The sequence below is a fragment of the Belliella buryatensis genome, from assembly GCF_900188245.1.
GTDB lineage: Bacteria > Bacteroidota > Bacteroidia > Cytophagales > Cyclobacteriaceae > Belliella > Belliella buryatensis.
On record NZ_FZOK01000007.1, the window covers coordinates 149,249 to 163,342 of the forward strand.

General features: G+C 38.1%; 15 protein-coding genes and 2 pseudogenes. 12 read left to right on the forward strand and 5 right to left on the reverse strand.

The annotated features are described in order from the left end of the window. Positions 1–561, forward strand: a complete 561-nt coding sequence (gene scpB / locus CHB66_RS08930; protein ID WP_089240112.1) for an SMC-Scp complex subunit ScpB — start codon at positions 1–3, stop codon at positions 559–561. On the opposite strand, the gene CHB66_RS08935 is transcribed toward scpB, so the two are convergent. Then, entirely contained in the window at positions 558–1,217 is a 660-nt protein-coding gene (locus tag CHB66_RS08935; RefSeq protein ID WP_089240114.1) for a SprT family zinc-dependent metalloprotease, read from the reverse strand. The two genes, scpB and CHB66_RS08935, sit on opposite strands and share 4 nt — an antisense overlap. Before the next feature lie 90 nt (positions 1,218–1,307). Between CHB66_RS08935 and CHB66_RS08940 the strand changes: the two genes are divergently transcribed. The 11 genes and pseudogenes from CHB66_RS08940 to CHB66_RS08990 all read left to right on the forward strand — a co-directional run bounded on the left by CHB66_RS08940 (position 1,308) and on the right by CHB66_RS08990 (position 10,087). After that, positions 1,308–2,546, forward strand: a complete 1,239-nt coding sequence (locus CHB66_RS08940; protein WP_089240116.1) for an MFS transporter — start codon at positions 1,308–1,310, stop codon at positions 2,544–2,546. Then, entirely contained in the window at positions 2,543–4,063 is a 1,521-nt protein-coding gene (gene treF, locus CHB66_RS08945; RefSeq protein WP_089240118.1) for an alpha,alpha-trehalase TreF, read from the forward strand. Before CHB66_RS08940 ends, treF begins: the two co-directional genes overlap by 4 nt. Before the next feature lie 8 nt (positions 4,064–4,071). Then, a complete protein-coding gene (locus CHB66_RS08950) occupies positions 4,072–4,320 on the forward strand; it encodes a hypothetical protein (RefSeq protein ID WP_089240120.1) in 249 nt (82 codons plus the stop codon). 12 nt (positions 4,321–4,332) lie between these two features. Further along, positions 4,333–4,518: pseudogene (locus CHB66_RS17280) on the forward strand (TonB family protein); the annotation flags it as partial. After that, on the forward strand, positions 4,515–5,744 hold the full coding sequence (locus CHB66_RS08960) for a metallophosphoesterase (RefSeq protein ID WP_089240122.1): 1,230 nt from the start codon (positions 4,515–4,517) through the stop codon (positions 5,742–5,744). The pseudogene CHB66_RS17280 and the gene CHB66_RS08960, both read left to right, overlap by 4 nt. Before the next feature lie 50 nt (positions 5,745–5,794). After that, the gene (locus CHB66_RS08965) at positions 5,795–6,556 is read left to right on the forward strand and encodes an SDR family NAD(P)-dependent oxidoreductase (RefSeq protein ID WP_089240124.1); all 762 of its coding nucleotides are present in this window, start codon (positions 5,795–5,797) and stop codon (positions 6,554–6,556) included. Next, the gene (locus CHB66_RS08970; RefSeq protein ID WP_089240126.1) at positions 6,553–7,317 is read left to right on the forward strand and encodes a M15 family metallopeptidase; all 765 of its coding nucleotides are present in this window, start codon (positions 6,553–6,555) and stop codon (positions 7,315–7,317) included. The genes CHB66_RS08965 and CHB66_RS08970 overlap by 4 nt, the downstream gene beginning before the upstream one ends. A gap of 211 nt (positions 7,318–7,528) precedes the next feature. Beyond that, a pseudogene (locus CHB66_RS08975) lies at positions 7,529–8,275 on the forward strand (ThuA domain-containing protein). A 227-nt stretch (positions 8,276–8,502) separates the two neighbouring features. Then, a complete protein-coding gene (locus CHB66_RS08980) occupies positions 8,503–8,994 on the forward strand; it encodes an RNA polymerase sigma factor (RefSeq protein ID WP_089240128.1) in 492 nt (163 codons plus the stop codon). Then, the gene (locus CHB66_RS08985) at positions 8,978–9,304 is read left to right on the forward strand and encodes a hypothetical protein (RefSeq protein ID WP_089240130.1); all 327 of its coding nucleotides are present in this window, start codon (positions 8,978–8,980) and stop codon (positions 9,302–9,304) included. The genes CHB66_RS08980 and CHB66_RS08985 overlap by 17 nt, the downstream gene beginning before the upstream one ends. Before the next feature lie 12 nt (positions 9,305–9,316). Then, the gene (locus tag CHB66_RS08990; RefSeq protein WP_089240132.1) at positions 9,317–10,087 is read left to right on the forward strand and encodes a Spy/CpxP family protein refolding chaperone; all 771 of its coding nucleotides are present in this window, start codon (positions 9,317–9,319) and stop codon (positions 10,085–10,087) included. Positions 10,088–10,171: 84 nt separating this feature from the next. Here CHB66_RS08990 and CHB66_RS08995 read toward each other — a convergent pair whose 3' ends face one another. From CHB66_RS08995 to CHB66_RS09015, 4 genes are all read right to left on the reverse strand, one after another. Then, the gene (locus CHB66_RS08995; RefSeq protein ID WP_089240134.1) at positions 10,172–10,462 is read right to left on the reverse strand and encodes a type II toxin-antitoxin system RelE/ParE family toxin; all 291 of its coding nucleotides are present in this window, start codon (positions 10,460–10,462) and stop codon (positions 10,172–10,174) included. Further along, the gene (locus tag CHB66_RS09000) at positions 10,455–10,694 is read right to left on the reverse strand and encodes a ribbon-helix-helix domain-containing protein (RefSeq protein ID WP_089240136.1); all 240 of its coding nucleotides are present in this window, start codon (positions 10,692–10,694) and stop codon (positions 10,455–10,457) included. The genes CHB66_RS08995 and CHB66_RS09000 overlap by 8 nt, the downstream gene beginning before the upstream one ends. A 231-nt stretch (positions 10,695–10,925) precedes the next feature. Further along, entirely contained in the window at positions 10,926–11,852 is a 927-nt protein-coding gene (locus CHB66_RS09005; protein WP_141107382.1) for a hypothetical protein, read from the reverse strand. 797 nt (positions 11,853–12,649) lie between these two features. Next, positions 12,650–13,810, reverse strand: a complete 1,161-nt coding sequence (locus CHB66_RS09015) for a 6-bladed beta-propeller (RefSeq protein WP_089240142.1) — start codon at positions 13,808–13,810, stop codon at positions 12,650–12,652. Positions 13,811–14,094 lie beyond the last annotated feature (284 nt).

Here is a 14,094-nt window from a genome sequence, read left to right on the forward strand (position 1 = left end):
TTGGACTTTTTACACAGACATATTGAAGCTTTGGTATTTTGTTCTCCTTCGCCCATTGCTGTAGAGGAGATTCAAAAATGCTTAACTGAAATGTTTGAAACAGAAGTTCCAACAGAACATATTTTGACTGCAATCACTGAATTGCAGTCAAAATATGAAGCTGATGATTTTTCGTTTGCAATAGAACAAATTGCCGGAGGCTATCAATTCTTGACCAAGCCAGCTTATCAAAGCAGCATTTCAATCCTGCTCAAACACCAATCACAAAAAAGACTTTCTACAGCACAGCTTGAAACTCTTTCCATCATCGCTTATAAGCAACCAGTCACAAAGACTGAAGTTGAGCAAATCAGAGGAGTGAGTTGTGATTATTCTATTCAAAAATTGCTAGAAAAGGAATTGATTACTATCAAAGGAAAATCAGATAGCATTGGTAGACCAATTCTTTATGGAACAAGTGAAAAGTTCATGGAATATTTTGGTATTAATTCTATTTCTGACTTACCACAACCAAAAGACTTCACTGCTGAAGAAAACCAAATTGGTGAGGCCAAAGATTAATCTTTTTTCAACTTCACCTCGGCATGGCCTGAGATCAAAAACTTTCTACCAGAATTTATTTCTAGGCAAAGTACTCTTGTTCGTTTAACTTCCAGTTTTTCAAAAACCCTTCCACTAATCTCAAATTGAGATCCGACTTTGATTTGTTGAAGAAATTGTAGATCCATATTCTTGATTTCTTCATCAAATTTCCTCAATTCCATCATCAGCCAAGGGTCGGCTCCCGTACTAGCCTTAGGGTTGATGATGTATCTCTTGAGAGGGATAAGAATATCTCTGGGAAAAATATGCGGGTCTAGTAGTGGATCCAGTAGCTCTTGAAATGCACGCTTCCATTCTATGCCATGCGGCTTGATTTTAGTTCCATACTTATTGAAGGCCCTATAGTGGGCGACTTCATGCACATAAGTGATCAGAAATTGATAGGGATTGAGATTGTGATTGATGGTGATGGTTTGGACTTTTTGATTATTTCGATATCTGAAATCTCCCAATTTGGTCTGCCTCTCTCTTGTAATATAAAAATTAAAAGGATCAGCTTTCCAAAGGTCAAAGCAATAGTTGACAGCTCCTTCAGGGAGGTGTTTTTTAAATGCCTCGTAGAATTTTTGATCCTTATTCATCAAGCGAAATATAATCAAGCTACTTGAAATCATGGACACCTTTTTATCTTATTTTTTCAAATGATTTCAAAATCCCAATTATTTTCTCAAATTGAAACTTAGCATCTCAATTAACCCTATTGTATGAATTCAAAATTACTGGTAAGACTTTCACTAATTTTCAATTATATGGTCTTCGCTGTCCTGCTCAACTCAGTAGGTGCAGTGATTCTTCAGGTACAACGCACTTTTGATGTGACAAAGGCGGAAGCCTCTGTCTTAGAAGGCTTCAAGGACTTGCCTATTGCTATATTTTCTTTCATCGTAGCTTCTTTTTTGCCAAAAGTCGGCATTAGAAAAGGAATGCTAATTGCTTTGTTTGCAGTAGCGGGATTGTGTTTTATGATGCCTGTAGTGGCTGATGAATTTTGGTATTTTAAGATGTTATTTGCTGTAGTGGGAATTTCCTTTGCGGTGATCAAAGTATCGGTGTTTGCCACCATTGGCTTGGTGACTGAAAACACGAAGGAACATAGTAGCTTGATGAGTACTATAGAGGGTTTTTTTATGGTGGGGGTTTTGTTAGGAAATGTGTTTTTCAGTCTCTTTGTCAATGATGCAGACCCAAGCTCAAGAACTTGGTTGAACATTTATTGGTATTTGGGTGCGATGACATTATTGGCAGCTGCCTTATTATTCTTCGCCCAGATTAATGAATCTGAATCCAAAAGAGAGGATACAAATGCCAAAGAGGAGTTTCTTGACATGTTGCGCTTGGTGATTAAGCCATTGGTTTTGGTATTTGCAGCATCTGCGTTTTTATTTGTTTTGATAGAACAGAGTTTCATGACATGGACTCCAACCTTCTATCAAGATGTACTACAAGTACCGGCTAGTATGGGTATCCAAGCAGGAGCAATATTGGCGGGGGCTTTAGCGATTGGGAGACTTCTTGCTGGGTTTGTCTTAAGGAAGATTCATTGGTTGACATTTACACTAGCATGTACAGTTTTGGTGGGTGTATGTGTTACGCTGACCTTACCACTGACAGCAAATCAGCCTGAACTTACAGAAGCCATCACATGGTTCAATGCACCCTTTGTGGTTTACCTTTTTCCCATCTTAGGAGTTTTTCTAGCGCCTATTTATCCTACAATCAACTCGGTAGTCCTCAGCGCACTACCTCGGTATATGCAAAGCTCCATGTCGGGACTCATAGTTGTGTTTTCTGCCTTGGGGGGTACTACTGGCTCGATTGTGACTGGTCATATCTTTGAGTCATATGGTGGAACCAATGCTTTTTATTTTTCATTGATTCCCATATTAGCCCTATGTTTGGTGTTGATATTATTAAATAGACAAGTCAAAATGCAAATAGCATGAAATATTACGAACAACCAGAATATATATATCCAGGACTTTTTGAATTGGTTCAGGGCAGTGGGCTTTTTCCCGACTCTAAGACTTTTGTAGATGCTATTCCCAAGAGAGACCCAAAGGATATCATTACAGATTTCTATAGGTCTGTAAGATCGGGAAGGCTCAATCTCAAAGGCTTTTTGGCTCAAAACTTTATTATCCCTAAGGAAGAGGATCCTGTAAAAATTGCTTATCCAGCTGACATCACTTTGGAGGAACGTTTGAAACTGCAATGGGATGTGCTAAAAAGAGATGCTGATGAAGAATTGGAAGGCTCCAGTCTAATTCCCTTGCCAAATCCTTATGTAGTACCAGGAGGTAGGTTCCGCGAAATATATTATTGGGACAGTTATTTCACCATGCTAGGGCTTAAGGAATCTGGGAAGGTAGATTTGATTGAATCTATGGTGGAGAATTTTGCCTATTTGATTAGGACATTGGGGCATATTCCCAATGGAAACCGTACCTACTTTATTTCTCGTTCTCAACCTCCTTTTTTTGGTAAAATGGTTGAGTTGCTAGCAGAAGCTAAGGGAGATGAGAATGTTTATGAAACCTATCTGCCAGAACTCTGGGTAGAATACCTTTATTGGATAGAAGGAGAGCAAGAAATCCCTCTACCTGGGAAATATTACAATAGAGTAGTGCGAATGGATGATGATACTTCTCTGAATAGGTATTGGGATGATGAAAACGAACCACGTGCAGAATCCTACATAGAAGATGTGGAAGTCTCCGAAAAAAGCCGTAGGTATCCAGAAAAGATCTTCAGAAATATCCGAGCAGCCTGCGAATCTGGTTGGGATTTCAGCTCAAGGTGGTTGTACGAACCAACAGAACTCAAAACTATCCAAACCATTGCTTTGATTCCTGTGGACTTGAATGTTTTGATTTCGGAAACTGAGCGTATCATCATTGAGTCAATGGAGAAATTTGGAGAGGATGAATTTATCATCAATCGGATGAAAAACTTCCGAAAAAATAGAATTGAAGGTATTGAACGCTATTGTTGGGAAGAGGAAAGAGGGATTTTTCTGGATTATCACATCAAGTTCAAAACCAAGAATGACAGACCATCACTGGCCATGCTTTATCCACTTTATGCCAAAACTGCAACAAAGCAGCAGGCTGAGCGAGTACTGGATTTTGTAGAGAAAAACTTTCTCAAGCCAGGTGGATTAGTCACTACTTTGATCAATTCCGGTCAGCAATGGGATGCTCCCAATGGCTGGGCTCCATTACAGTGGATTGGATTTCAAGCTATGCTAAATTATGGTAGGGAAGACTTGGCCAGATCTTTGGCAGAGCGATGGACCAAACTGAACGAGGATGTATTTGCCCGTACCGGCAAAATGATGGAGAAGTACAACGTAGAAGACCTTAGCCTAGATGCTGGCGGCGGTGAATATCCAGTTCAAGATGGTTTTGGATGGAGCAATGGTGTATATTTAGCTATGAAAGCGTGGTTGAAGAACAATTAGAGATTTGAATGAAAAAAATATTTATAATTCTGATCTTACTTACCTTTGGTGCTTGTGTTACCTCTAAAGATTTATTGAGCAATAGAGAATTGAAAAAATTAGGATATGTGGAGCTCGAAGGCTCTTTCATTACTAACCCTACGAGGAAGGATAAACCACTCAGGCAAGTGATGTACATTGGAGGCATGGAACAAATATTTAAAGAAATTAGTGAAGAAATCCAGTATCCTAGAACAGAACGGTTGTTGGGGATTTAAGGTACAGTTTTAGTTAGCTTTATCGTTAATGAAGATGGGAGTTTATCGGGTGTTGAGGTTCTGAAGTCGGTTTCTAGAAACACCGATAATGAAGCACTTCGAGTTATAAAAACATTAGACAAATGGTATCCTGCTGTGGTAAAAGGAAAACCTGTAAATGTACGCTTTAGGATACCTATAAAATTTGCACTGACATGAAAAATAATAATCTCAAATTAGTTTTAACTTTTGCTTTTCTCCTGATTAGCTTATGGGGTGTATCCCAATCAGCCCCCCACGCTTTTTATTTGACATGGGTGGAGGATCCGACGAGTACGATGACCGTAGATTGGCATAGCGATGATGCAGCCCCATCAGCACTGGAAATCCGGAGAAAAGGTACGAGCAACTGGGCTGCCATGGAAAGTGATGTGTTGCCTTTTCCATTTTCTGATCGTACAGTACACCGTGTCAGCCTTCAAATGCTCCGATCAAATACGGCTTATGAAATCAAATTTCCAGGTTCAGATAAGATTTATTATTTCAGAACTATGCCTGAAAACATCAATGAGCAGCCGATCAAAATCGCTATTGGTGGTGACTCCATGCACAAAAAAGAATGGCTGGAAAAGACCAATAAGGTAGTCGCCTCTTACGATCCTGATTTCATCATCATAGGCGGAGATATGGCCTATGAAAATGGGCTGGCTGAAAACATCAATAGAATTTATGATTTTTTTGACAGTTATAAGAACACTTTAGTGACCGCTGACTGCAGGATTCTTCCTGGTATAGTAGCCATAGGGAACCACGAGGTGGTCGGTGGCTATTATGGCAGAAATGAAGGTTATGAACAGACGGATGAGTTTAGAAGAAGAATCGCTCCCTATTTTTATGCCTTGTTTCCATTTCCAGGACAGCCAGGGTATCAAGCATTGGATTTTGGAACATACCTCAGCTTGGTTATTTTGGATACCGAGCATTCCAACCCCATTGCGGGAGTACAGACAGAGTGGTTAGAAAAAACCTTGGAAGCTAAAAAAGATTTTCTACATACGATTCCTATCTACCATGTGCCTGCTTATCCATCGGTAAGGGAATATGATGGAAAAACCCAATCATTGGTAAGAAATAACTGGGTACCGATTTTTGAAAAGTATGACATCAAGATTGCTTTCGAGAATCATGATCATGCGTATAAGAGAACCTTTCCGATCAGAGCTGGCCAAGTAGATCAGTCTGGGGTAGTTTATGTTGGAGATGGCTCTTGGGGTACAGAACCCAGACCTATCCATGATGTACCGAGCACTTGGTACCTCAAAAAAGCTCAGTCTATCAATGCCTTTACACTATTGACCATTGAGGGAAGGCAATTCAGTCTAATCTCTATAGACTCAGAGGGTAATATCATCGATAGCTTCCCCGAAAACCCACTTCAACAATAAGCAAGGGCAATTTACTTTTCGATCCTGAAGAAATATTTTTAGCTTAGGGCATGGAAAGAAAAATTGCGCTAATCACTGGGGCTACTTCTGGGATTGGCAAGGCTACAGCTATCGCCTTGTCTAATTTGGGTTATCACATCATCGCTACTGGGAGAAGGGCGGATAGGCTAGAGGCTTTGAGATCAGAACTGCCATCTGATATAGAATTGCTTACTTTGACTTTTGACGTCAGAGACAAAGATGCCGTGAAATCCAACCTTTCTTCCCTTCCTAATGATTGGAAAAACATTGCTATTCTTGTTAATAATGCCGGGAATGCCCATGGCTTAGATCCTATACAGCGTGGTTCTCTTGAAGACTGGGATGCCATGATGGACATCAATGTCAAAGGTCTCCTGTACGTCTCCCATGAAATCATCCCAGGGATGGTCGCTCGAAATTCAGGAACGATTGTCAACATAGGCTCCATAGCAGGCAAAGAAGTATATCCCAATGGAAATGTCTATTGCGGCTCCAAGCATGCCGTGGATGCGATCACCAAGGGTATGAGGATGGACTTGAATCCACATGGCATCAGAGTGATTGGGATACATCCAGGCCTAGTGGCTACTGAATTTTCTTTGGTGAGATTCAAGGGTGATGCCGAAAGGTCAGAGACGGTTTACCAAGGTTACGAGCCACTTTTGGCTGATGATATTGCAGATACCATTGCCTTTGCTGTAAGTAGACCCAAGCATGTGGTCCTTGCCGATATAGTTATTCTACCTACTGCCCAAGCTTCCGCAACGCTAGTCAAAAAGAATCTCCTATGAAAAGTCTGTTCCAGTTATCTACCTTTGTTTTTAGCTTTTTACTTATGAGTTCCTGCGTGAAGAAGTATGAAGCTAACTATGACTTAGAATTGGAGGATTTAGGCCAGCAAGTAGAAGTCGAGCTTGAAAAGGAGGATGAAGGACATGTTGGTGAGCTAGAGCAAAGCTTGATTGATGCTGGTTTGGTGGATATCGAGACAATCATTCCTGAGGTTTATGTGGATTTGAAATATTCTACCTCAGATAATTTTTTTGGTCAAGATGTTTATGGAGAGTTGACCCGCTGTTATATCCAACCTGTAGTAGCTGAAATGCTTCTCAAATCTTTCGAAAAACTCAAAGAAGAGCATCCTGAATTGACTTTTCTAGTGTATGATGGCGTACGTCCTCAGTCTGTTCAGCAGATTTTGTGGGATAATTTGGATAAGCCTGACAGCATCAAGCCACTTTATGTTGCTGATCCGAAAGTTGGGGGATTGCATAATTTTGGTGTTGCCGTGGACTTGACATTGGCTTATCAGGATTCAGGAGAGACTTTAGATATGGGAACGGGTTATGATTATTTCGGCTATCCTGCATATCCCGACAGAGAAAGTCAAATGCTCAAGGAAGGAAAAATCACAATAGAACATATTACAAATAGAGAAATTCTCAGGAAAGTGATGAAGCATGGCGGTTTCACTGGCATCGGATCTGAGTGGTGGCATTTCAATGCTTTTTCGAGAAAAGAAGCTGCGGAGAAATTCGGAATGGTAAAGTAGGTCTCACGCAGATTCCGCGGATCCTCCCTAAAGTCAGGTAAATACGCGGATTTTAATTTACCACAGATAAACACGGATGAACACTGTTTAATGAAAATTAAATATATTCTACCCAGAGATGTTTCTAAAACTTTGCGCCCTTAGCACCTTGGCAACCTTTGCGAGAGTCTAAATCTAAAATCTACAATCTGAAATTTTAACCAAACCTATTATGAAATTGAAAAATGCTATCATCCCCTTTCTAGCCTTATTTCTGACCGTAATTTCAAGTGCGGAAAGCTTTTCTCAGAATCAATTCAAAGCTTTGGTGTTTAGCAAGACAAAGGGTTTCAGGCATCAATCCATTCCTGATGGGGTAGTAGCTTTGAAGAAATTGGCTAGGGACAATGTTTTCCAGATTTAGACGACGGAAGATGAAGATTTTATTTCTGACAAAAATCTAGCAAGTTTTGATGTGATCATTTTGATGAGTACAACTGGGACGATTTTCAACTCGGAGCAGAAAAGAAGCATAGAGAAGTTTGTCCAAAGCGGAAAAGGAATCGTGGGAATTCACAGTGCCACAGATACAGAATATGAATGGGAGTGGTATACCAAGCTAATTGGAGCACACTTTCTCAACCATCCCCATCAGCAAACATTAAAGCTCAATGTAGTCGATAGGAATCACCCTGCGACTTACCATCTTCCTGAAAGTTGGGTTTGGTCGGATGAAATCTACGCCTTCAAAAACTTCAACAAAGACGTCAATGTCCTAATCACTGCTGATGAAAGAACGTATGATGCCAAAGACGGCATGGGAGATTTTCATCCCATTTCTTGGACCAATAAATATGACGGAGGCCGCATGTTTTACACTGCTCTTGGCCATACAGATTGGGCTTTTCAAGATGACAACTTTATGAAACACATCCTTGGAGGCATCTGGTGGGCTGCGAAGGGATATCCAGTGGAGTAAGTAGAGGGTTAGAAGGTTTTAGATTTGAAAATTTTAAAATTGAAAGATTGAAATATTTTGCAGAATTTTCAATTTTGAGGTTAGGATTGACTCTTTGATGTTACTTTTTTACCCTGTCTTGCCTCTTGCTTCTCGCTTCTTGTGTCTCAAATCTCATGTCTCCCATCTCAAATCTATTTTCCTCACCCTGTCATATATTTTGTATTTTTAGACACTAACCTTTAGATATGACAGCAGCGCTACTGGAAGAGTTTATCAAATCACATCATCGGGAGTCCTTTCTTTGGGCTCGGCAGTGCTGTAATTTTGATAGTCAACTGGCAGAAGATGTGCTTCAGCAATCTTATCTCAAAGTGTTGGAAGGAAAAGCTAAGTTTCATGAACAGTCTAGCCCAAAAACATGGCTATTTTCTGTTATCAGGTTTACAGCTTTGGAGTGGCTCAGAAAGAATCACAAGGAAATCCCACTGAGGTCTGATTTTGATTTGGAGGAGGCAGAGCATATTCCTGAGGCAGCAACTCACGAGGAATTGATTCAAAGGCTTCCTGACAGACAAAAGGAGATTTTGCTTTTGGTGTTTTACCACCAAATGACTTTGGAAAAAGCTGCTACAGTCATGGAAGTGAGTTTGGGGACAGCGCGGACACACTACGATAGGGGAAAGAAAAAACTCAAAGAACTAATTCTAAAAAAACAAAGCTATGAAGCGACAAGATGAAAGTGCAGATCAGGAGCTTGAAATGTTTTTTGCAGAGCTCAAGCATCAAGATAGTGAAATCGCTATTCCTCCTTATAAAAAAAGAACTCCATCTAGGATTTGGAAACTGCTTCCATTAGGGATCGCTGCTTCTGTATTGTTAGGATTTTGGATATGGAATCATGAGGAAAAAGAAGAGCCATTGTACCAAGATTTGATTATCATTTCCTTGGAGGAAGGGGAAAATCAGGAACAAAAATTTGTCATTGAACAAGCAGCCTCCATGGATGTTTGGGAATCGCCTACGGCGTCTTTATTAGATACTTACTAAACCAATTATACGATGATGAAAAAATTATTCACAGTTTATTTATTACTTTTGGCTGGCATGGTGCAAGGTCAGGACTTATTTCAGGGAACTTTGTTCCCCGCTGATCTGGTCATGAAGAACAGAGACAAAATTTCGCTTTCTGATCAACAAGCAGATAAGATCAAGGCTATTCATAGCAAGAATGCTGGCGAATTCAGTACCCTCAGGTGGGATTTGGATGCAGAGAATGAAAAGCTGAAAAAAATGCTACAAGAGCCAAAGATCAATTCAGAAGCTGCGCAAAAGCAAATGGACAAAATCCTCAATTTGGAAAACCAACTCAAAAAGAAGCAATTCAGTAATTTGTTGGCAATAAGAGGGGAATTGAATGAAAAGCAGGCAGCAGAGTTAGCTTCTATAAGCAAAAAGACAACATCGACTTGGGTGATGCATAATAGCGGAAGAGTTCAGGGTGTTGGTGCTACTTCGGTGAAAGGCAGCTCTGCTTTAAATGAGGCTTTTTCTATTTTCTCAACTGTACCAGCGGAAGGAGATAGAAAGGCTAGCGTTGTTCTAAATGGGAAGAGTTCCTTTTCAGGCAAAACTCAGCCCCCATTATATGTTATTTCTAAGAATGGAAAAGAAACTTTAATTAAGGAATTAGAGGGATTGAACCCAAGTGATATAATGGGCATTACTGTTTTAAAAGATGATAGTGCTATTAAGCTTTATGGCGAGAAGGCCTCAAATGGAGTTGTAATATTCAAGTTGAAAGAAGGATCAAATTTTGATTTTGAAAAGTAAGAATTAATAAAGCCCTTCATACAGAGTAAGTTTGAAGGGCTTTTTTCATTATGTTTTTAATGTTTTGATTTTTTCATGTATGTTTTATTTTAAGATTTGACTAATATCTTGTCTTCCTACAATGGTCATTATGTCTGCGAACTCACCATTTATTCTAAAATAAATATTATCTGAGCCACACAGACAACGTCTATATCCTTCTTTTATATAATCCATCGCTTCAAATGAATAGGGTCTTTCAGCTATTGCCTCAAAACAAATAAAGAAGGAATTAAAATACTTATCAGCTTGAACCATCCCAAAATTTCTAACTCCATAGTGATGAATCCTGATCAAATCTTCTTTAGCCGCTTGACTAAGTCTATATCTAGCCATTTAGCCTTGATTTTGACTCTTCAAGAATCTTACCTATACTATCTTCAGTAAATCCGCTTTTTTCAGCCAAATCCAATTTTTTTCTAATCCAATCTATTTGTGCTTGTTGATTTCTTGCCTGTCTGATCAAATCATTTACCAATTCACTTTTGCTGCTGTACTCCTTGCTTTCCACTTGTGATTTCAACCACTCATCATTCGGTTCTGTTAAACTGATACTTTGTCTATTCATATCTAAAATATTTGATGCTAATTTACATCACTATCGAACCAATGTAAAGTAAAATTTTCAAATTTTTCATTCCAACTCAATCTAACGCCATTTTTCAAATCTCTATTGGCATTCGCAGGTGACAAGTCTTGGTAATGTTTGGGATATTGTTTACTCGTAGAGTCCCCTTACAAAGTTTCTAAAAATAAATTGAGTCTCTCAGTTTCATCTTTTTGATAGTATCATTTGATACTATGAATCCTTTTTAAGTGTCACAACTTCCAAAAAATAATAATCCATCAAATCTTCACTGCTTTGTGATTTGGCTTTGATCAAGAGTTTCCCAGTGAGCGGAATCGTAAAATTGCTGACATTCGGATTGATTGCTGACAAGTTTACTTCGTCTTTTTTATTGAAGTTTTCATCGAATATTTCTAAATAGACATCAAAGTCCTGCAATTTTTCGCTTTTGATTGGTCCTTTTACGGTTCTGTAAAAACAGCCACAAGATTCCCAATATTGCAATTCTCCAAAAGCAACTTCTCCTTCCCTATCATCAGTTAAATCCCATGCCTCCATAATCGTTATTCCTTGAGGAAATATGGGTTTGATTACTTTTCGATCAGGGTAAGCTTCAGTTTTGATTTCACGAGTTAGTGAACTTTGCGTGTTTAAATCAAAGACTTCAATCTTAGAGTGATAATAATAAGAGATTATGAGTTTATTGTTTTCATGTAAAATAAAAGGAAGATGATCTAAGCTAAAGCCTTGATATTGGATTTTTTGACTTTTTATAAGCGCCTTATCATAAAAAGTAGGCAAAACTTCTAGTCTTTCATTCGCTACATCATAGGAAAATAAACCTATCGAGTCATCTAGGATATCAGTAGCAAACAGATATAGCCTATCACTAGAGTTATCAATGCCATTAAAAGCCAAACCAATTTGGAAGCTATTTGGTCCTTTGAAGTATGGAGAGTCATATTCTTTGATGATGTCCAATTCATTAAGGTTTACTTTCTTCAATAATGCCAGCTTATTGTTATAGAAATTTACTTTTTGTGAATTCCAGATGCCAATATTATTTTTGGAAATAGTCAAGAAAAAAGGTGTCCCATTTACACTTTCGCCAAACTCCTCAAAGGCTCCAATTTCATCATACCTGAAGTCGTCTTTCACCAGTTTAAGACTAGCTAACCCTAATGTAAATGAATTATAAAAAACGATGGAATCACTTTTTTGAAATACTTGATAAGGAGGAAAGGGATATCCTGGCACCAATGAGAGTTAATCCAGAACAATCGACTTCTTTTCAGAAAGCTTGTAAGAAAAGTGCGGGTCTTCCTTTTGAGAAGCGGAGCAGGAAAAGAGGGTTAAGATGAAAAGAATATTTTTGACCATGAATCGAATTTTACAAAGAAAAGCTCAATTCATCAAACTTGCTGAAAATTAAACTATCATCTTGAGCGTATTTATTGCATACACGAGAAAAAACCTCGAAAATCTCCAACTATGGAATTAACGGGGTTTTTGAAGTTTTTCATATTCATGGTAAGATGCATACAATCATCACCTATTTTATCTTTACAATTGAAAACAATATAAGGATAGCCTTCCATACGATCCAAGCTTTCTACAAATTTATAACCCCAACCTGCAGAAGTACCCAATGAAAAAATTAGAATGTAATTTTTGTCTTAACTCCTTATCAAATAAAAACCCCGAAAATATCCATTCTTGGAATTCTCGGGGTTTTGAAATTTAGGTTAGAAGCCTTTGGTATCATAAAGACATCAAAGTTCAATGGAAAAAACCTTCGGGGTCGGAAAAATATCAAAGATCAATAGAAAAAAACCTTCGGGGTCTGAAAAAGACCACAAAGGTTGAATGTTTAAATCATCCCAACAGATCGCTTCACCAATGTACAAGTGAAAAGATATTAAGAATCTGTAAAAAAAATTAGATATAATTAATTTTTACGATCCAATATCATCTTTAACCGTAAGCAAAATCAATACATAACTATCTTCATTAAGCTTACCTCCATTTCTGACCATGAAATTGTATAGATTGCTGCCTTTTACAGGTTCTTTCCCTCCGCCAAACTTTTTCAAATACTGGTTCAAAAAATCTCTTGAACTTGCAAGATAACCTATTTGATCTACAGTAGCAAACCATGGAATAGTTGCTATTGGTAATTCATCAATGTCATTCTTATAAGATTTAAAGTGCTTTATTACATTGAAATCCTTATCCAGAAATACCTGATGAGACTCTCTGATTCCTCTTCCAAACGAAAGAAAATAACAATTTTTAAAGGCATAAAAAGATGATATATGCTCTACGATTTTTCCATCCAAAAGCAATTGATTCACTTGCTCTTGAGTCATCGTGTTTCTATCCTTTACCGAAAGAGAGAATTCCCCGAAATCAATCTCATAGATATCTTTAACCTTCCCATCAGGTTCAAACATAGCAAAATGATAACTAAATGGTATTTTGAATAAAACTTGGTTGGTCCAAACATGCTTTCTAAAACCATCTTTATCAGCGAACGCAACATCTTCTCCCGTAGGTTCTACTGGCATCATTTTCTCAAGTTCATTGCTTCTTTCCAGATAAAAATTAAAAAGACCATGATCAAAGACGTTTTTCGAATAATGAAGTATAAAGTCTTCACCTATAAAAAAGTCGCTATTCTTAACTACAGATTTCTGCTCTGAAACAAACCCTCCTCTATGATTATAGGTTAGCATTTTACCCAAATATGAATCCTTTACAACTATCGATTCTTCTAAAATTTGGAAATCTTCTGTGCGAACAAAACTCCCAGGGCCATCTCCTGATGCCTCAATTTGAAACTGTGGTGTCCCATCCAAAGAATAAAATATATATTTTTCGATTCCTCGATCTTCTACACCAATAAGGCCTTCATCCACTTTTATTCTAACAGGACGAACTAATGGAAAATCACCAGAACCGTCTAAAAACACATAATCAATATCCTCATAAACCTCCGATAATACCCCTGATGAAGCTTGGTTTACATCTATATAAATGCTTTTGTGGATTTCTGGCTCTGTATTAAGATTACATGAATTTAACCCAATTAGTAAAGGAATTAGTGTTTTTTTCATAATTCTAAGAGATAATTAGGGTTGTAAATTTACAACCCTAATTATGTGAAATTAATAAATACTTGCCTCTGCCATTCCATACCCAGGACACAGGGTTTGCGCAGAGACACTACAAGTTGTATATCCGTCATAGGGTCTACAAACATAAAAAGACGAATCATTCTTATTGCATGGTTCTCTCTCCATCTTATACCTATACGCATCTCCATAACTTGATAAAGAAGAAAATAGCATAGACATGATCAAAATACTTAGAAATTTTTTCATATAATTTTTAAATTTAA